The organism is Amycolatopsis sp. GM8 (assembly GCF_021653975.1).
GTDB lineage: Bacteria > Actinomycetota > Actinomycetes > Mycobacteriales > Pseudonocardiaceae > Amycolatopsis_E.
On sequence record NZ_JAJKFK010000009.1, the window covers coordinates 111,356 to 128,634 of the forward strand.

Sequence of the window (17,279 nt, forward strand, 5' to 3'; positions counted from 1 at the left end):
GATAACTATGAATCTAAATTCACTGAAAGGAAGTTCAGTTATGCGGGTACTCATCGCCGGAGCCGGACCGACCGGGCTCACGCTGGCCATCGACCTTGCCCGGCGGAACATCGACGTCCGGATTGTTGACAAAGCGACCGAGTTCTTCGCCGGTTCGCGCGGGGACGGGATCCAGCCGCGCACCCTGGAGGTGTTCGACGACCTGGGCGTCATCGACGCCGTGCTGGCCGCGGGAATGTCGCCCGCGACCGTCCGGGTGCACCTCGACGGGAAGTTCGCGATGGAACGGCGGATGGCGCCGCGGCGCGAGCCGTTGCCCGATGTGCCGTATCCGAACGCGTGGATGCTGGGTCAGTCGCAGACGGAGGGGATCCTGCGCGACCGGCTCGCCGAATTCGGTGTGCACGTTGAGCTCGGCACCGCGGTCAGCGGGTTCGAGCAGGACGCCGACGGTGTGACCGTGACCTTGTCCACTGGGGAAGTCGTCAGAACGTCCTACCTCGTCGGCGCCGATGGTGGGCGCAGCTTCGTGCGCAAGACGCTCGGGATCCCGTTCGTGGGCACCACGGACGAGTCGATCCGCATGCTGCTCGGTGACGTCGCCGCCGATCTCGACCCGGCCTACGGGTACTGGTTCGCGAAGGAGGCCGACCCGATGACCGGTGTCGTGCTCAGCCCGCTGCCCGGCATCGGGCTGTTCCAGTTCGGCGCACCGCTGACCGAGGACGACGACTCGGACTCGCTGGAGACCTTGCAGGCGAAGCTCGACGACGTCTCGGCCGGCGTCCGGTTGTCGCGGCTGACCTGGTCGACCGTCTGGCGCCCGAACATCCGGCTGGCCGAGCACTTCCGTGCCGGGCGGGTGTTCCTGGCCGGTGACGCCGCGCATGTGCACCCGCCGACGGGCGGCCAGGGTCTCAACACCGGTGTGCAGGACGCCTACAACCTGGGCTGGAAGCTCGCCGACGGCTCGCCCGAGCTGCTCGACAGCTACGAAACCGAGCGCCGCGCGGTCGCCGCGCACGTGCTCGGGGTCAGCACCGGACTGATGCGGAAATATGCCGAGCGTGACGAGCGCGCGCACGAGCGCGGCGCGGAAACGCAGCAGCTGGATATCAGCTACCGCACCGAATCCGGGAAGCTCGTGGCGGGCGACCGCGCGCCGGACGCCCCGGTCAAAGACGCCGCCGGCAAGGACGTCCGGCTGTTCGACCTGTTCCGTGGGCCGCACGCGACGACGCTCGTCTTCGGTGGCGGCGCTCCGGAGGCGCTGAATACGTACAACGTCCTACGTCCTGGTGAGGACGCTCGGGGTGTGTACGTTGTCGATACCGAGGGACACGCGTTCGCCGCGTATGACGCGTCGGGCGGGGTTACCGTCCATGTGCGGCCGGACGGTTACGTCAGTTCGCGTGTAGTGCGGCGTTGAGTTCGACCGTCGCATCCGGGAAGCCCGTGGCGGGCGACCGCGCGCCCGGCGCCCCGGAGGCGCCGAATACGTACAACGTCCTACGTCCTGGTGAGGACGCTCGGGGTGTGTACGTCGTCGACACCGAGGGGCACGCCTTCGTCGCGTACGACGCTTCGGACGGGGTCACCGTCCACGTGCGGCCGGATGGCTACGTCAGTTCGCGTGCAGTGCGGCGTTGAGCTCGACCGTCGCACCGGCGCGGGGCACGACCTCGACCGCGCCGTTGGCCGAGTTGCGGCGGAACAGCGCGTTGGAAATCCCGGACAGCTCGCGGGCCTTGACCGACCGGCCTTCGAGGACGACCTTCGTGCCCGCCGTGACGTACAGCCCGGCTTCCACCACCGAGTCGTCGCCGAGCGAGATGCCGACGCCGCCGTTGGCGCCGATCAGGCAGCGCTCGCCGAGTGAGACGACTTCCTTGCCGCCGCCGGAAAGCGTGCCCATGATCGACGCGCCGCCGCCGACGTCGGTGCCGTCGCCCACCACGACCCCGGCCGAGATCCGGCCCTCGACCATGGACGCGCCGAGCGTGCCGGCGTTGAAGTTGACGAAGCCCTCGTGCATCACGGTGGTGCCGTTCGCCAGGTGCGCGCCGAGGCGGACGCGGTCGGCGTCGCCGATGCGGACCCCGGCGGGCATGACGTAGTCGACCATCCGCGGGAACTTGTCCACGCTGTACACCGTGACCGCGCCCCGGCCGCGCAGCCGCAGGCGGGTGACCTCGAAGCTCTCGACCGGACACGGCCCGTGATTGGTCCAGACCACGTTGGCCAGCAGGCCGAAGATGCCGTCCAGGTTCTGTCCGTGCGGCCGGACCAGCCGGTGGGACAGCAGGTGCAGGCGCAGGTAGACGTCGTGCGCGTCGGCGGGCGCGTCGGCGAGGCGGGCGAAGCCCGTACGGACGGCGATCACCTCGACACCGCGGTCGTCGTCCGGGCCGAGCAGCGCGGCGGCGGCCTCACCGAGGGCGTCGACGGCCTGGTCGTGGGAGAGCCGCTCCGTCCCGGTGGTGCCCGGCTCGCCCAGCTTGGGGTGCGGGAACCAGGTGTCCAGCACCGTGCCGTCGCCTGCGACGGTCGCCAGCCCGACGCCGTGCGCGCCGGTGGTCTCGGGGTTCGGGGTCTCTTCGCTCACGGCCCCACGGTAACCGACCGAGAGTCAGCTGGTCGCGACCTGGGTGTCGATGACCTGCTTGATGTCGCGGAGGCTGGTCGCGATCTCGCGCAATGCGGGTGAGCAGGGGTTTCCCGGGGTCGCGACCGTGTCGCAGTGCGGGCCGCGGTAGGCGGCGATCGCCTTGTCGAGCGAGTCGGCGAGGGTGTTCAGGTTCGGGTGCTTGGCGCCCGCCTGCTCGCGGATCATGCCGATGCTGCCGCCCAGCTCCGTCACATACTTCTGGCAGCCCCTCGGCGTCTGCTGTTCCGGAGCGGTGAAGCAGGTGTCGGCCGTGTACACACGCAGCTTTGTCGCGAGGGCCGCCGGGTCGGTCGCGACTCCGCCGCCTTTCGGCGTCGGCCCGGCTTCGCTGCCGCAGCCGGCCAGCATGAGTGCGAGAGCGAGGACGGTCATGGTCTTTCGCGTGCGCACGCTGACACCGTACGCGCACCGTCTAATGTCGGCGTATGGCCCTCGACCTGCACGCCGACCCCGTCGATATCACCGCCGAACTCGTGGACATCCAGAGTGTCTCGGGCGAGGAGGCAGTGATCGCCGACGCCGTGGCGGCGGCGCTCACCGGGCAGGCCGGGCATCTGGAGGTCGTCCGCAACGGCGACACGGTGCTCGCCCGGACGAACCTCGGGCGCCCGTCTCGGGTGATCTTCGCGGGGCATCTGGACACCGTGCCGGTCAACGAGAACCTGCCGCTGCGCCGCGACGGCGACATTCTGCACGGGCTCGGCACGGTCGACATGAAGGGCGGCGACGCCGTTTTCCTCAGTCTCGCCGCGACGGTGCCGGAGCCGCGGCACGACGTGACTTTCGTCTTCTACGACTGCGAAGAGGTCGACGCGGCCCGGAACGGGCTGGGCCGGATCGAGCGTGAGCTGCCGGACTGGCTCCAAGCCGATCTCGCCGTCGTCGGCGAACCGTCCAATGCGGTCATCGAGGCCGGTTGCCAGGGCACCATGCGCGTCGAGCTGCGCACCGCGGGCCGGCGTGCCCACACGGCGCGGGCGTGGATGGGGGAGAACGCGATCCACGCGCTCGGGGAACCGATGCGGCGGCTGACCGCGTATGCCGCGCGTGAGGTCGAGATCGATGGGCTGCGCTATCGCGAGGGTTTGCAGGCCGTGCGGGTTTCGGGCGGGGTCGCGGGCAACGTGGTGCCGGACGAGGCGGTGCTCACGATCAACTTCCGGTTCGCGCCGGATCGCTCCGGGGAGCAGGCGGAGAAGCATCTGCGCGAGGTGTTCGACGGGTTCGAACTGTCTGTTGTGGACCTTTCGCCGGGAGCTCTGCCCGGCTTGTCCGCCCCCGCCGCGGCGGAACTCGTCCAGGCCGCCGGGGGCCAGGCGGCGGCGAAGCTGGGGTGGACGGACGTGGCCCGGTTCGCGGCGCTGGGCATGCCGGCGGTGAACTTCGGCCCCGGCGATCCGACCCTCGCGCACACCCGGGAGGAATTCGTTCACGCGGCGGAAATCAGGCGGGTGGCCGGTGTGCTGCGAGAGTTTCTGACGGGCCGCTAATCTGGCGGAGATGATGGAAGAAACGGACGAGTACCCCGAACACCCGCGGGAGAAGCATCGCGGCCCGGTGGTGCTGCGCCGCGGCCGGCGGGAAGAAAGCAGTACCACCGACCAGCGGCTGCTCGACGCGCGTGGCCCGAGCGACTGGGTGCACACCGATCCGTGGCGGGTGCTGCGGATCCAGGCCGAATTCGTGGAGGGCTTCGGCGCGCTGGCCGAGGTCCCGCGTGCCGTGACCGTGTTCGGCTCGGCCCGGACCCCGCGTGAGCACCCCGACTACGAGCTGGGCCGCAAGATCGGCACCGCGCTCGCCCACGCCGGGTTCGCGTGCATCACGGGTGGTGGGCCGGGTTCGATGGAGGCGGTCAACCGCGGTGCGTCGGAGGCGGGCGGGCTGTCGATCGGGCTCGGCATCGAGCTGCCGTTCGAGCAGGGCCTGAACCCGTGGGTCGATCTCGGCGTGAACTTTCGCTATTTCTTCACCCGCAAAACGATGTTCATCAAATACGCGCAGGCGTTCATCTGCCTGCCCGGTGGTTTCGGCACCCTCGACGAACTGTTCGAGGCGCTCACGCTGGTCCAGACCAAAAAGGTGACCAAGTTCCCGGTCGTCCTGTTTGGACAGGATTATTGGGGCGGGCTGTACGACTGGGTGAAGAACACCGTCTGCGGTGAGGGCAAAATCGGCGAGAAGGACCTGGCCCTGCTGCACGTCACCGATGACATCGACGATGCGGTGCGGGTGGTGCAGGAATCGTACAAAGCTTGGGAGGACACTCACTAGTGCGCCGGATCTGCGTGTTCTGTGGTTCGTCGACGGGCAACGATCCGGTTTACGCCGAGCAGGCCGCGGTGCTCGGAAAACTGCTCGCCGAGCGGGGCATCGGGCTCGTCTACGGTGGGGCGAGCGTCGGCATCATGGGTGTGGTCGCCGACGCGGTCCTCGCGGCGGGCGGCGAGGCGATCGGCGTGATCCCGGAGCATCTGGTGCGCGCCGAGGTCGCGCACCAGGGCCTGACGGAGTTGCACGTCACCGCGGACATGCACGAGCGAAAGGCCAAGATGGCCGAGCTCGCCGACGGTTTCCTCGCACTGCCGGGCGGCGCGGGCACGCTGGAGGAGCTGGCCGAAGTGTGGACCTGGGCCCAGCTCGGCCTGCACTCGAAGCCGCTCGGCCTGGTCGATGTCGCGGGCTACTACCAGCCGCTGCGGGAGTTCTTCGACCACATGGTGACCGAGGGCTTCCTGCGGCAGGAGTTCCGGGACCTGGTGTTCGTGGACTCGGATCCGGTGGCACTGCTCGACGCCTTCGCGACGTACCAAGCGCCGAACATCGCGAAGTGGATCAAGTAGCGGCGCGAGCGCCGCTAAAGGGAAAGATCGCAAGATGTCCTCGCCGGACGGGCAGGCTCCGAGATGGCCGGGCCCAAAGGGATCTCACCTTTTCAATGTGGTCGAGCTGGGTGGTCATCCCGTCGCCTGCGGTTTTGAATATCACTTTGAGGACCAGCCGCAAGTTTTGGTCGTTCGGCCGCACGGTCCGGCGCAGGTTGCGGCTGCTCCTCAAAGTGATCGTGCCGGTGTCAGGCGACGGGATGACCACCCAGCTCTTTGGCGGCTTTGCCGCCCGCCCGCGCGAGTCCCCGGTTCCGTGTCCGCGAGTCCTGCCTTCCACGTGTGCGAGTTCCGCGTTCGGTGCGCATGAGTTCTGCGTTCCCGGAGGCGAGCGTCGCGAGGAACGCGCAGCTGAGAACCGGGGCCCCGGCACTCAAGCGGCTTCGCCGGGGCGTTTGTGGTACTTGTCCACGTACTCCAGCTCCGAAAGTTCCAGGATCTTGTACATGATCTCGTCGGTGATGGCGCGGCGGATGGCTGGCGAGTTCTCCATCCCCTCGTACCGCGAGAAGTCCAGCGGCTCGCCGAACCGGACGCACACGTGGGCCGGGCGCGGGATGGTCTTCCCGATCGGCAGCATCTTCTCCGTCCCCGTCAACGCGACCGGCACCACCTTCGCGCCGGTCGCCAGGGCCAGTGCGCCGACACCGGTGTGCCCGCGGTGCACCCGGCCGTCGAGCGACCTGGTGCCCTCCGGGTAGATCCCGAACGCGTCACCGGCGTCGAGGACCTTGCGTGCCGCCTCCAGCGCCGCCAGGCCGGCAGCCGCGTTACCGCGTTCGACGGGGACGTAGTTCAGCGCCCGCAGGAACGCGGCGAACAGCCGGGCCCGCAGACCTCTGCCGGTGAAATACTCGGCCTTCCCCAGGAACGAAACGGGACGCGGCGCGACGATCGGGATCAGGAACGTGTCCACCGCCGCTCGGTGGTTCGCCGCGAAGATGACGGGACCGGTCAGCGGCACCTTGCCGGCGCCGTGCACCTCCGGACGGTAGATCAGGCGTGCGAGCGGCGCCAGCACTCGCCGGATCAACAGCTGTAGCAAAGCTCCTCCAACTCTCTCCTCCCAGCATGACACCCCGGCCCCAGCCGTTCCAGGTGCGTATCCGCCGTCCGGCCGAGCGCTGGTGTCACAATCGTGGCGTGACGACCGCGCTGATCTACCTCGTAGTCATGGTGCTCGTGGCGGCGGTGGTGTTCCTGCTGGCCGCCGTCGTGTTCGGGCGCGGTGAAGAACTCGCACCCCTGCCGCCGGGCAGCTCGCCGACCCGGCTGCCGGTTCGCGACATCACGGGCGAGGACGTGCAGGGCGTGAAGTTCCAGCTCGTCCTCCGCGGCTACAAGATGTCCGAAGTGGACTGGGTGGTGCGCAGGCTCGGCACCGAGATCGACTCACTGCGGGCCCGGGTCGCGGAGCTGGAAAAAGAGTCTTCCAGATGACGGACCTCGTCTTCTCCGTCGACATCGAGGCGCCCGCGGGCACGACCTGGCTGGCGCTCACCGACTGGGCCCGGGCGAACGAGTGGATCCTCGCCACCGACGTGCAGGTCATCGAGGGGGACGGGCGCAGCGTCGGCACCCGGTTGTCGGCGTTCACCGGGCTGCGCGGCCTCGGTTTCACGGACACCATGGAGATCACCGCCTGGGAGCCACCGGTCCGCTGCACGGTCCGGCACCTCGGCTCGTTCGTCCGCGGCAACGGTGCCTTCCACGTGCACGCGAAGGGCCCGCAGGCCTCGACGTTCGTCTGGTCGGAGAGCCTGGAGCTGCCGTTCGGCCCGTTCGGCCGGCTGAGCTGGCCGGTCACCCGGCCGATGCTCGCGCTCGGGTTCCGGCAGTCGCTGAAGAAGTTCGCGCAGTTCGCGGAGAACTACACGATCGGCGCGGTGTGACCGCCGAGCGCGGCGAGGACGGCGTGGCCCGCTGCCCGTGGGGCAACACCGCGCCGGACTACACCGTCTACCACGACACGGAGTGGGGCGTGCGGCTCCACGGCCGGGACGCGCTGTACGAGCGGTTGTGCCTGGAAGCGTTCCAATCCGGCCTGTCGTGGATCACGATCCTGCGCAAGCGCGAGGGATTCCGCCGCGCGTTCGCGGGGTTCGTGCCCGAGAAGGTCGCGAACTTCGGCGACGACGACATCGCGCGGCTGCTCGCCGACACCGCGATCATCCGCAACCGCGCGAAGATCCGGGCCGCGATCACCAACGCCCGCGCGGTCGCCGAACTCGACCGGCCACTCGACGAGCTGCTGTGGTCCTTCGCCCCCACGGACCCGCGGCCCCGCCCGCGAACCATGGCCGACGTCCCGGCGATCACCCCGGAATCGACGGCCATGGCCCGCGACCTGAAGAAACGCGGCTTCGCGTTCGTCGGCCCCACCACCTGCTACGCGCTGATGCAGGCCACCGGCATGGTCGACGATCACCTCCAAGGCTGCTTCCGCGCGGCCTAGTTGTCGGTTCCAGACGGGCTTGCGTGGCGGTGCGAGTGGCGGAACCTGAGGCGGCCCCTGGCTCCGGGATCTCCTCCTCATGACTGCCAAGTCACCACGTCGGAGCTGTCCTCGCCAGGAACCACCTCAGAACCCGCAGCGGCGCCAGCGGACGGCCCACAGCAAGCGGCTCCGCCGCTTCGAAAAGCGCGGCGGCGGCTACTTGCCCTGGAACACCGGCTTGCGCTTGGCGACGAAGGCTTCGACCGCCTCGCGGTGGTCCGCCGTCGCGCCGAGCACCGTCTGGGCGGCGTCCTCGACCAGCAGGGCGTCCTCGAGGCTGGAGTCCGCGGCCGCGTTCAGCACCTCCTTGATCTTCGCGTAGGTGACCGTCGGGCCGGCGGCGAGTTTCGCCGCGACCGTGTGCGCACGCTCCGCCAACTCCTCGTTCGGCACGACCTCGCCGACCAGGCCGAGCTGCTTGGCCTCGTCCGCTTTGACGGTGCGTGCCAGCAGCATCAGCTCGGCGGCGCGGCCGTAGCCGACCAGCCGCTGCAGCGTCCACGACGCACCCGAGTCCGGCCCGAGCCCGACGTTGGCGAACGCCATCAGGAAGTTCGCCGACTCGGCGGCGATCCGCAGGTCCGCGGCGTAGGCGAAGGCCGCGCCGGCACCCGCGGCCGGGCCGTTGACGGCGGCGATCACCGGCTTCGGCGTGCTGACGATGGCCCGGACGATCGGGTTGTAGTGGTCCTGCACGGTCTGCAGCGGCGTCGGGTCACCGGACTGCAGCAACCCGACGTGCTCCTTCAGGTCCTGGCCCGCGCAGAACGCCTTGCCCGCGCCGGTCAGTACGATCGCCCGTACCTCGGGCGCTTCCGCGGCCTCCCGCAGTGCCGCGAGCAGACGCTCTTTCAGCTCCACGGTGAGCGAGTTGTAGGCGTTCGGCCGGTGCAGGGCCAGCGTGCGCACGCCGTCCGCGTCGGCGGTCAGCAGCACTTCCTCGGTGGTCACTGGTTTCCTCCTGGTTCCTGGGCGCTCGGCGAGCCGCATACCAGCACCTATGCAAACACGAAAAGATCGGTCCGCGTACGCACGCCCGTGTTGATGAGGGAGAATGGCGTGCGACACCCGGTTGGCTCAGACATGCGCGACCCGGGCGCGCCGGTTGAGACGGAGGGAGCACGCTATGGCGGCCATGAAGCCCCGGACCGGAGATGGTCCCCTCGAGGTGACTAAGGAGGGGCGGGGCCTCGTGATGCGCGTGCCGCTCGAAGGGGGCGGGCGACTCGTCGTAGAGCTTTCGGCCGAGGAGGCCAAGGACCTGGGCGTCGCCCTGCAGGAGGCGACGAGCTGACCTTGTTCGCTCCCTTCGCCGGCTGACAATCGTCAGCCGGTTTTTCGCCGTCCCGTCCCGGAGGTCTTCCGTTGGCGCGCTTCCCGCTGCCGTCCGTACCGAGCCGCCTGATCGACATCGAGGTCGCCGACTCCCGCCGCCGCGGCGCCCCGTCGGCCACGCTGGTCCCCGGCAAGGCCGGTGAGGTGCGCAATGGCGAAGGCGAGTTCCGCTGGCAGGTCGGCATCGGCGACGGCACCGAGAAGGACTGGCGCGCGGCCGGCGCGGCGCTCGTCCGCGCGGCACAGGACGAGGACGGCAAGCCCGCCAAGGCCGTGCAGGTCGAGCTGACCCCGGAGGCCGACGGCCACACCGTCGCCGGGTTGACGATGGGTGCGCTGCTGGGCGGCTACCAGTTCAAGGTGAGCGCCGAGTCGGCGCCCGCCCTGCAGACGCTCCGGCTGCTGACGCCGTACGAGCGCGCCGTCCCGGCCTACGCGGAGATCATCGACCGGGTGCGCGCGCTGGCCGGCGCGGCGACCCTGGCCCGCGACCTGGCGAACACGCCGTCCAACATCAAGAACCCGCAGTGGCTCGCCGAGACCGCGGAGCGCGTGGTCGAGGACGTGCCCGGGTTGCGCGCGACGATCCACGACGAGGTCTGGCTCGCCGAGCAGCGCTTTGGCGGTGTGCTCGCGGTCGGCGGTGGTTCGGTCAGCCCGCCCCGGCTCATCGAGCTGGCCTACCGCCCGCGCGGTGCTACCCAGCATTTGTTGTTGGTGGGCAAGGGAATCACCTTCGACACCGGTGGTCTGTCCATCAAACCCGCCCAGGGTATGCACCTCATGCGCACCGACATGGCCGGTGGCGCCGCGGTCATCGCCGCGACCCGCGCGATCGCCGCGCTCGGGCTGGGCATCCGGGTGACGGCGCTGGTGCCCGCGGCGGAGAACCACGTGTCCGGCGGCTCGTACCGGCCCGGCGATGTCGTGCGGCACTACGGCGGGATCACCACCGAGGTGAGCAACACCGACGCCGAGGGCCGGATGGTCCTGGCCGACGCGCTCGTCTACGGCATCCGCCGGTTCCGGCCGGACGCGGTCGTCGACGTCGCGACGCTCACCGGCGCCATGAAGGTCGCGCTCGGCCTGCGCACCGGTGGGCTGTTCGCGACCGACGACGAGCTGGCCGGCCGCCTGCTCGCGGCGGGGGAGCAGGCGGGCGAGGCGTGGTGGCGGATGCCGCTGCTCGAAGAGCACGCCGACGCGGTGCGCGGCGAGCTGGCCGACGTGCGGCAGGCGCCGGGCGGTCCCGGCGGCGTGACGGCCGCGCTGTTCCTGCGCGAGTTCGTCGACGGCGTGCCGTGGGCGCATCTGGACATCGCGGGCCCGGCGCGCGCGGAGACCACGTACGCCGAGGTCGTACCCGGTGCGACCGGGTTCGCGGCGCGGACACTGGTGGAGCTCGCGGCGTCCTACGCCTGAGCCCGCACGTGGTCCCGGAAGGACCGCACAGCGGGCGTGAAGTGCTCGCCCGGGCGCCAGGTCAGGCAGATCTGGCGGCTGATCTTCGGCGAGAGCGGGATCTCCACGACACCGGCCGGGATCGCCGAGCCGAATTGGGGTAGCACCGCGACACCGAACCCGGCAGCGACCAGGCCGCGTACGGTGTCCGATTCCTGTCCCTCGAAGACGATCTTCGGCTCGAATCCGGCTTCCGCGCACAGAGCGTCGGTGATCTGGCGGACCCCGTACCCGTGTTCCAGCATCACGAACGGCTCGTCTGCCAGCTCGGCGAAGCGGATCCGGCGGCGCTGCGCGAGCCGGTGTCCTGCCGGTACGGACAGCGGCAGGTCCTGCTCGGCGATGATGATCGACTCGAGCGTGTCCGGCACGGGTGCGACGAGCGCGAGGTCGAGTTCGCCCGCCGTGAGCTGGTCGAGGATGTGCTGGCGCGAACCTTGCACGAGGCTGAACCGCACGCCGGGGTAGCGCGCGCGGAAGCCGCGCAGCAGGTTCGGCACGAGCGAGCGGCCGAGCAGGTGCAGGAAGCCCAGTACGACGTGTCCGCGGTCCGGTTCGATCTCCTCGCGCGCCTGGCGGGCGCCCGCCTCGATCGCCGGAAGCGCGCGGCCCGCGGTGTCGGCGAGGATCGTGCCGACCCTGGTCAGCCGGATGCCGCGGCCGTCGGGCTCGGTCAGCGGGGCGCCGACCGCGCCGGCGAGCGCGGCCAGGCGCCGGCTGACCGTCGGCTGCGGGATGCCGAGCAGCTCGGCCGCCCGGGTGATGTTGCGCGTTTCACGCAGCGCCGACAACAGGACCAGATTGGGGGCCAGCACCGCGCTGAGCCGCTGGTCGGCGGACTCCAGCTCGCTCTCATACGTCACCGTATCGATAATGCCAGTTTGCCGTATTAGACGTATCAGTTAGCGAACCTTAGCTTCGAACTTGTGACCGCTGACCTGCTCGTTTCCGCCCCCGTCGGCACCCGGCGCGTGAAGATCGCCGTGGCCGCCGCCGGCATCTCGTCGTTCGCGCTGCTGTACGCGCCGCAGCCGGTGCTGCCGCAGCTCGCCGCGCAGTACCACCTCGATCCCGGTGGCGCCTCGCTCGCGATCAGTGTCGCGACCGGTGCCCTCGCGATCTCCGTGCTGCCGATCGCGGCACTGTCGGAGATCGTCGGCCGGCGGCCGATCATCCTCACGTCGGTCATCGCGGCCGCCGTGCTGGGCCTGCTGCTGCCGCTCGCGCCGTCGTACGGGATCTTGCTGGTACTGCGGGCTTTGCAGGGGATCGCGATCGCGGGGTTCCCCGGCGTCGCCGCGGCGTATCTCGTCGAGCGGCTGGGCCGGACCGGGGTCGCGGCGGCGGTCGGCGCGATGATCGCGGGCAACTCGGTCGGCGGCATGCTCGGCCGGCTCGCGGCGGGCTTCAGCGTCGACCGGCTCGGCTATCACGGCGCGCTCACCGTGGTGGCCGTGCTGGGATCGATCTTCTCGCTGGTGACGGTCTTCTCGCTGCCGCCGTCGGCCATCCGGCCACGGACTCGGATGAACGTGCTCGCCGGCATCGGTGCGGCCGTGCGGAAACCGATCCTGCTGGCGCAATACACCGTCGCGCTGCTCGCGATGGGTTCGTTCGTCGCGGTCTACAACGCGGCCGGGTTCCGGCTGACCGGCTCGCCACTGAACCTGTCACCCGCGATCGCGTCGCTGGTGTTCCTGGCGTACGCCATCGGGTCGGTGTCTTCGGGGACGGTGGGCCGGACGGTGGCACGGTTCGGCAGGCTGCGCTCGGCGGTCGGCGCACTGCTGGTCACGGCCGTGGGCGCGCTGCTGACCTTGCCGGACTCGCTGGTGCTGGTCGTGGCCGGCCTGGTCGTACTCACCGGCGGGTTCTTCGCCGCGCACGCGGTCGCGAACGGCTGGACCGCGGCGGAGGCACCCGAGGGCGCGCGCGGTCAGGCGTCGGGGGCCTACACGCTGGCGTACTACCTGGGCAGCAGCGTCGGCGGCACGGCCGGCAGTGTGATCTTCGCGCACGCGGGGTGGACGTGGCTGACCGTGACCGTCGTGGCGTGGCTGCTCGTCGCGGCGGCGGTCGTCACCCTGACCGCCCGGCGGTTTTCGCCGCGCTGATGGCCTCGGTGGCGTCGAACGCGGCGACCGTCGCACCAAGTGCGATCAGCGCCGCTGCGTCATCCTCTGCGGTAGTGCTGCCGAGCTGGGTGCTCGCCGAACGACGGGCCTAGCCCCGCAAGGCGGCCGCCAGCAGGCCACCGCCGACCGGAAGCAGCGTGGGCACGAGCCGGTCGTCCTCGCGGACCGCCCGGGCCAGTTCGCGGGCCGCGAGCAGGCCCGGGTCCCGGCGGGCCGGGTCGGACCTCGGCGCCAGCACCCCGTGGAACGCGATCACGCCGCCCGCGCGCAGCAGGTGCACGCCGTTCTCGTAGTAGCTCGGGTACTCGGCACGGGCGGCGTCGATGAACACCAGGTCGTAGCCGCCGCTGGTCAGGCGCGGCAGCACTTCCAGCGCGCGGCCCATGATCAACCGGGTGCGACCAGGGGCGAACCCGGCGTCGCGGAACGTCTGCCGGGCCGCGCCGTGGTGCTCGGGCTCGATGTCGATCGACGTGAGCACCCCCTCGGGCGCCATCCCGCGCAACAGATACAGCCCGCTGACCCCGGTGCCGGTCCCGATCTCCACGACCGCCCGCGCGCGCAGGCTCGTCGCGAGGAAGCACAACGCCGCGCCGGCCGCCCCGCCGAGCGCCGCGCACCCCAGGTCCTCCGCACGCATCCGGGCAGCCAGCAGCGCGTCGTCGTCGGGCAGGTAGCTCTCGACGTAATCGTCGACGCCGGCCTGCGTCTCGGAGGTCACACCGGAGAGGTTAGCGCTGGTCGTCGCCAAAACCGTGCAAGACGTGCACACTTCTCTCAGGCGCCTCTCAGTCCGGTCTCACTAGACACATAAGGAGATCGGTCAAGCTACGTCCCATGGACGGGAACACCGCGTGGCCGGGCCACGTTGGTCCAAGCAGTAGGGAGAACAGCCTGATGGAGGTGCCTTCCCCGCCGATGCACAACAGCGCGCTGAACGAGCAGCTCGACGGCCGCCCCGTGACGGTCGACGAGACCGTGTGGACGCCACCGTCCTGGGACGAGGTCGTCCGGGAGCACGCCGACCGGGTGTACCGGCTCGCGTACCGCCTGACGGGCAACACCCACGACGCCGAAGATCTCACGCAGGAGACCTTCATCCGGGTGTTCCGGTCCCTGGCGTCCTACAAGCCGGGCACGTTCGAGGGCTGGCTGCACCGCATCACCACGAACCTCTTCCTCGACATGGCGCGCCGCCGCTCGCGGGTGCGCATGGAGGGGCTGCCCGAGGACACCGACCGGATCGTCGGCGACGACCCGAGCCCCGAGCAGGTCTACAGCGACACCCACCTGGACCCGGACCTGCAGGACGCGCTCGACGAGCTGCCGCCCGAGTTCCGTGCCGCGGTGGTGCTGTGTGACGTCGAAGGCTTGTCCTACGAGGAGATCGGCGCGACGCTCGGCGTCAAGCTGGGCACCGTGCGCAGCCGGATCCACCGCGGCCGGCAGGCGCTGCGTGCTTCGCTCGAGCGGCGGCGCGCGCTGAAGGAGGAATCCATGGAGGCTTCCGCATGACCGACATGCGAGGCAGGGGTTTCTTTCCCGAATCGCATCTCCTGCCCGACGTGGTCGTCGCCTTCGTCGACGGCGAGCTGTCGCTGGGTGCGCGGGACCGGGCCGCTTCGCATATCGCCGGGTGCCCGTGCTGTGCCGCCGACGTCGCGGCGCAACGGCAGGCCCGCTCCGCGGTCAAGCACGCCGGGGCGCCGAGCATGTCCGCCGGTTTCCTGGCGAGCCTGCGCGCGATCCCCGAGCACACCGATCTTCCGATGTCCCCGGACAACCTCGCGATGACCGAGGAAGGCCAGCTGGTCGCGATCCAGCGCCCGGACCGGGTCGCCGGCCTGCGTCACCAGGCGCCCACAGCGCTCGGGTCGTCCGCGCCGCTCGGCTCCAGCGCGCCGCTCGGCAACGGCTCCGCGGTGCTCAACTCGCACCGGACCAGTTCCGTCCGCAAGCGTGCCGCCCAGGGCGCCGGTGTCGTCGTGTCCGGCATCGTGCTGAGCGCGCTCGCGATCGTCGCCACGTCCGGCGGCGGTGGCGGCACCGCGCAGACGCCGGAGCAGCCGGCCGGTGCCAACCCGGGTGTGCTGCGGGCGCAGTTCGGTGGCGAGCCCGCCGCGCCGGCCACCACGACGACCACCACCACCTCGGTCACGCCGGGCCGCTGACGTCGGCTTCACCGTCGAGACGGAAGAATCGGATGGCGTAGGGTCGCGCCGAAGCGTGAAATCCGTCCACCCCGGGGAACGATGAGTCAGCCGAACAATCCAGCGGAGCAATCCGGCGAGCCTCGCCTCGCCCCTCGACCCCTGGACCGCCCTTCGGTCGATCCCTCGCAGGCCGCCACTTTCGGCCGGCCGCAGGGTGTCGACGGCGCGTTCGACAAGCTGTACACGCCGGGCACACCCAACGGTGCCCACATCATCGCGAAGCCACCGGCGCCGGAATCGCTGGCCGAGGCGTTCGGCCGCCCGCCCGGCGCGAACGACGTCCGGCTGCAGCGTGCCGCTGACGACAATGGGAACGGTCAGGGCCCGTCACCGGAGTCGCCACTGTGGTCCAAGACCGCCGACCCGTGGCGTGACCCGGGTGCCGCCGCAGTGCTGGGTGGCCCCGCGCTCGATGTCGCGGACGAGGAGACGGACGAGGAGGAGCGACCCCGGGGCGCGATGCTGTCGTTGCCCGAGGTGCTGTTCGGCCGTCGCGTCAAGCCGGTCGCGCTGGGCCTGCTCGGGGTCGTCGCGTTGCTGATCGGGGCTGCCGGCGGGGCCATCGGCTGGTGGATCGCGAGCACGGGCAATTCGCTGACCGGCAGTGCGACGATCTCCGAGGCCGAGGCCGGCAAGGAACGGGCGCCCGGGTCGATCGCCGACATCGCGCAGCGAGTGTCGCCCGCGGTCGTCTCGATCGAGGTGAAGTCGGGGCAGTCCGGCAGCGTGGGTTCGGGCGTGATGATCGACCCGAACGGCTACGCGATCACCAACAACCACGTCATCTCGCTGGCCACGAGCGACCCGCAGGCGAAGATCACCGCGGTGTTCACCGACGGCACCCGCACCGAGGCGAAGGTCGTGGGCACCGACCCGAAGACCGACCTCGCGGTGATCAAGGTGGCGGTGCGCAATCCGGTCGTCATCCAGATCGGCAAGTCGTCCAATCTCGAGCCCGGTGACTCGGTGATCGCGGTCGGCTCCCCGCTGGGCCTGCAGAACACGGTGACGGCGGGCATCGTCAGCGCGCTGCACCGGCCGATCACCGCGCAGGGCGAGAACGGCGAGCCCCCCGTCACCTACGACGCGATCCAGACCGACGCGCCCATCAACCGCGGCAACTCGGGCGGTGCGCTGGTCGATTCGACGGGCGCGCTGGTGGGCATCAACTCGTCGATCCGGACCGACAGCGGCGAGGCCGGGCAGGGCGGCAGCATCGGCATCGGCTTCGCGATTCCCGCGGACGACGCGATCCGGATCGCGCGGGTGCTGATCAGCAACGGCCAGGTCAAGCACGCCGACATCGGGATCAACGCGGCCTCGGTCTCGGCCGACACGTCCGAGGGCGCGCAGGTGCTCAACGTCGCCGACGGCGGCCCGGCCGCGAACGCGGGCATCGCCGAGGGCGACGTGATCACGAAGGTCGGGGACCGGCTGGTGCGCAACGCGGCCGAGCTGACCGTCGCGGTGCGGGGGCACGACATCGGCGAGGTCGTGCCGGTCCAGCTCGTCCGGCAGGGGCGTCCTCTTGTCGTTGACGTAACCCTCGGTTCCGATTAGGCGGGTACGCTGACCTCGCAAGGGTCACGAGGAGGTTCGCTGGTGTTCGATAGCGTGGGCTGGGGCGAGATTCTCGTTCTCATCGTCGCCGGTCTGTTCATCCTCGGCCCGGAACGGCTGCCCGAAGCGGCGTCGTGGCTGGCGAAGAGCGTGCGGAAGGTGCGTGAGTTCGCCAGCGGTGCGCGGCAGCAGTTGCAGGACGAGATGGGCCCTGAGTTCGACGAGTTCCGCAAGCCGCTGGAGGATCTGCGGCAGCTGCGCAACTTCGACCCGCGGCGGGCGATCACCAACCACCTGTTCGACGGCGACCCCGATCCGTTGGGGCTCAACGGAACCAGCGGTGGCAGCACGAAGCCGAACGGCTACCCGGCGGTGACAGCGAAGCCCACCGAGCCCGAGACCCTCAAGCCCGGCGAGAAGCCCCCCGTCGACCCGGACGCCACTTAGCTTTGACGGGTTGGCGGCCGGTGCCGGGCGCCGTGCGTGCTCCCTGTCTCGATCGCCGTTTTTGCCGCCCGCGCGGCC

Annotated in this window: 21 protein-coding genes; 15 read left to right on the plus strand and 6 right to left on the minus strand. The window is 70.4% G+C overall.

Annotation, left to right across the window (positions count from 1 at the left end; translation table 11 throughout):
- Positions 1–40: 40 nt before the first annotated feature.
- Both LOZ83_RS33540 and LOZ83_RS33545 read left to right on the plus strand, forming a co-directional pair.
- The gene (locus LOZ83_RS33540; protein ID WP_236795786.1) at positions 41–1,429 is read left to right on the plus strand and encodes an FAD-dependent monooxygenase; all 1,389 of its coding nucleotides are present in this window, start codon (positions 41–43) and stop codon (positions 1,427–1,429) included.
- On the plus strand, positions 1,426–1,650 hold the full coding sequence (locus tag LOZ83_RS33545) for a hypothetical protein (protein WP_236795787.1): 225 nt from the start codon (positions 1,426–1,428) through the stop codon (positions 1,648–1,650). Before LOZ83_RS33540 ends, LOZ83_RS33545 begins: the two co-directional genes overlap by 4 nt.
- On the opposite strand, the gene dapD is transcribed toward LOZ83_RS33545, so the two are convergent.
- Entirely contained in the window at positions 1,625–2,605 is a 981-nt protein-coding gene (gene dapD / locus LOZ83_RS33550) for a 2,3,4,5-tetrahydropyridine-2,6-dicarboxylate N-succinyltransferase (protein ID WP_236795789.1), read from the minus strand. The genes LOZ83_RS33545 and dapD overlap by 26 nt on opposite strands.
- A 24-nt stretch (positions 2,606–2,629) precedes the next feature.
- Entirely contained in the window at positions 2,630–3,058 is a 429-nt protein-coding gene (locus tag LOZ83_RS33555; RefSeq protein WP_236795791.1) for a hypothetical protein, read from the minus strand.
- 35 nt (positions 3,059–3,093) lie between these two features.
- Between LOZ83_RS33555 and dapE the strand changes: the two genes are divergently transcribed.
- The 3 genes from dapE to LOZ83_RS33570 are packed head-to-tail and all read left to right on the plus strand — an operon-like array spanning position 3,094 to position 5,511.
- Positions 3,094–4,158, plus strand: coding sequence for a succinyl-diaminopimelate desuccinylase (gene dapE / locus LOZ83_RS33560; protein ID WP_236795792.1), 1,065 nt, complete (start codon positions 3,094–3,096; stop codon positions 4,156–4,158).
- Between the two features lie 13 nt (positions 4,159–4,171).
- The gene (locus tag LOZ83_RS33565) at positions 4,172–4,942 is read left to right on the plus strand and encodes a TIGR00730 family Rossman fold protein (RefSeq protein WP_236795994.1); all 771 of its coding nucleotides are present in this window, start codon (positions 4,172–4,174) and stop codon (positions 4,940–4,942) included.
- Entirely contained in the window at positions 4,942–5,511 is a 570-nt protein-coding gene (locus LOZ83_RS33570; protein WP_236795793.1) for a TIGR00730 family Rossman fold protein, read from the plus strand. Before LOZ83_RS33565 ends, LOZ83_RS33570 begins: the two co-directional genes overlap by 1 nt.
- A 415-nt stretch (positions 5,512–5,926) precedes the next feature.
- Here LOZ83_RS33570 and LOZ83_RS33575 read toward each other — a convergent pair whose 3' ends face one another.
- Positions 5,927–6,598, minus strand: coding sequence for a 1-acyl-sn-glycerol-3-phosphate acyltransferase (locus LOZ83_RS33575; RefSeq protein ID WP_236795795.1), 672 nt, complete (start codon positions 6,596–6,598; stop codon positions 5,927–5,929).
- Between the two features lie 98 nt (positions 6,599–6,696).
- Here LOZ83_RS33575 and LOZ83_RS33580 point away from each other — a divergent pair, with 98 nt between their 5' ends.
- From LOZ83_RS33580 to LOZ83_RS33590, 3 genes are read left to right on the plus strand one after another with little or no spacing between them, the layout of a single operon-like run.
- Positions 6,697–6,993 (plus strand): DivIVA domain-containing protein, encoded by a 297-nt coding sequence (locus LOZ83_RS33580; protein WP_236795797.1) that lies wholly within the window; start codon positions 6,697–6,699, stop codon positions 6,991–6,993.
- Positions 6,990–7,445: an SRPBCC family protein gene (locus tag LOZ83_RS33585; RefSeq protein ID WP_236795798.1), complete on the plus strand. Its 456-nt coding sequence runs from the start codon at positions 6,990–6,992 to the stop codon at positions 7,443–7,445. Before LOZ83_RS33580 ends, LOZ83_RS33585 begins: the two co-directional genes overlap by 4 nt.
- Positions 7,442–8,008, plus strand: coding sequence for a DNA-3-methyladenine glycosylase I (locus LOZ83_RS33590; RefSeq protein WP_308190361.1), 567 nt, complete (start codon positions 7,442–7,444; stop codon positions 8,006–8,008). Before LOZ83_RS33585 ends, LOZ83_RS33590 begins: the two co-directional genes overlap by 4 nt.
- Positions 8,009–8,206: 198 nt before the next feature.
- Here the strand turns inward: LOZ83_RS33590 and LOZ83_RS33595 are convergent, their stop codons facing one another.
- Positions 8,207–9,001 carry an enoyl-CoA hydratase-related protein gene (locus LOZ83_RS33595; protein WP_236795799.1) on the minus strand — a complete coding sequence of 265 codons (795 nt, stop codon included), beginning with the start codon at positions 8,999–9,001 and terminating at the stop codon, positions 8,207–8,209.
- A gap of 175 nt (positions 9,002–9,176) precedes the next feature.
- On the opposite strand from LOZ83_RS33595, the gene LOZ83_RS33600 reads away from it, so the two are divergent.
- Positions 9,177–9,344, plus strand: coding sequence for a DUF3117 domain-containing protein (locus LOZ83_RS33600; protein WP_081617745.1), 168 nt, complete (start codon positions 9,177–9,179; stop codon positions 9,342–9,344).
- Positions 9,345–9,415: 71 nt separating this feature from the next.
- The gene (locus LOZ83_RS33605; protein WP_236795801.1) at positions 9,416–10,807 is read left to right on the plus strand and encodes a M17 family metallopeptidase; all 1,392 of its coding nucleotides are present in this window, start codon (positions 9,416–9,418) and stop codon (positions 10,805–10,807) included.
- Here the strand turns inward: LOZ83_RS33605 and LOZ83_RS33610 are convergent.
- Positions 10,798–11,709 (minus strand): LysR family transcriptional regulator, encoded by a 912-nt coding sequence (locus LOZ83_RS33610; protein WP_236795803.1) that lies wholly within the window; start codon positions 11,707–11,709, stop codon positions 10,798–10,800. The two genes, LOZ83_RS33605 and LOZ83_RS33610, sit on opposite strands and share 10 nt — an antisense overlap.
- A 108-nt stretch (positions 11,710–11,817) precedes the next feature.
- On the opposite strand from LOZ83_RS33610, the gene LOZ83_RS33615 reads away from it, so the two are divergent.
- Complete coding sequence (locus LOZ83_RS33615; RefSeq protein ID WP_236795996.1) at positions 11,818–12,960, plus strand: MFS transporter; 1,143 nt, start codon at positions 11,818–11,820, stop codon at positions 12,958–12,960.
- Between the two features lie 109 nt (positions 12,961–13,069).
- On the opposite strand, the gene LOZ83_RS33620 is transcribed toward LOZ83_RS33615, so the two are convergent.
- Entirely contained in the window at positions 13,070–13,702 is a 633-nt protein-coding gene (locus LOZ83_RS33620) for an O-methyltransferase (protein ID WP_236795804.1), read from the minus strand.
- Between the two features lie 176 nt (positions 13,703–13,878).
- Here LOZ83_RS33620 and sigE point away from each other — a divergent pair, with 176 nt between their 5' ends.
- From sigE to tatB, 4 genes are all read left to right on the plus strand, one after another.
- The gene (sigE, locus tag LOZ83_RS33625) at positions 13,879–14,496 is read left to right on the plus strand and encodes an RNA polymerase sigma factor SigE (protein WP_236795806.1); all 618 of its coding nucleotides are present in this window, start codon (positions 13,879–13,881) and stop codon (positions 14,494–14,496) included.
- The gene (locus tag LOZ83_RS33630; RefSeq protein WP_236795807.1) at positions 14,493–15,152 is read left to right on the plus strand and encodes an anti-sigma factor; all 660 of its coding nucleotides are present in this window, start codon (positions 14,493–14,495) and stop codon (positions 15,150–15,152) included. The genes sigE and LOZ83_RS33630 overlap by 4 nt, the downstream gene beginning before the upstream one ends.
- A gap of 81 nt (positions 15,153–15,233) precedes the next feature.
- Entirely contained in the window at positions 15,234–16,754 is a 1,521-nt protein-coding gene (locus LOZ83_RS33635; protein ID WP_236795809.1) for a S1C family serine protease, read from the plus strand.
- A gap of 42 nt (positions 16,755–16,796) precedes the next feature.
- A complete protein-coding gene (gene tatB / locus LOZ83_RS33640; RefSeq protein ID WP_236795811.1) occupies positions 16,797–17,201 on the plus strand; it encodes a Sec-independent protein translocase protein TatB in 405 nt (134 codons plus the stop codon).
- The last annotated feature ends 78 nt before the right edge of the window (positions 17,202–17,279 follow it).

Excerpts from the sequence above, each read along its gene's own strand:
- LOZ83_RS33540 (WP_236795786.1), top strand. The coding sequence starts at position 41 with ATGCGGGTACTCATCGCCGGAGCCGGACCGACCGGGCTCACGCTGGCC.
- dapE (WP_236795792.1), top strand. The coding sequence starts at position 3,094 with ATGGCCCTCGACCTGCACGCCGACCCCGTCGATATCACCGCCGAACTC.
- LOZ83_RS33565 (WP_236795994.1), top strand. The coding sequence starts at position 4,172 with ATGGAAGAAACGGACGAGTACCCCGAACACCCGCGGGAGAAGCATCGC.
- LOZ83_RS33585 (WP_236795798.1), top strand. The coding sequence starts at position 6,990 with ATGACGGACCTCGTCTTCTCCGTCGACATCGAGGCGCCCGCGGGCACG.
- LOZ83_RS33600 (WP_081617745.1), top strand. The coding sequence starts at position 9,177 with ATGGCGGCCATGAAGCCCCGGACCGGAGATGGTCCCCTCGAGGTGACT.
- sigE (WP_236795806.1), top strand. The coding sequence starts at position 13,879 with ATGGAGGTGCCTTCCCCGCCGATGCACAACAGCGCGCTGAACGAGCAG.
- LOZ83_RS33630 (WP_236795807.1), top strand. The coding sequence starts at position 14,493 with ATGACCGACATGCGAGGCAGGGGTTTCTTTCCCGAATCGCATCTCCTG.
- LOZ83_RS33635 (WP_236795809.1), top strand. The coding sequence starts at position 15,234 with ATGAGTCAGCCGAACAATCCAGCGGAGCAATCCGGCGAGCCTCGCCTC.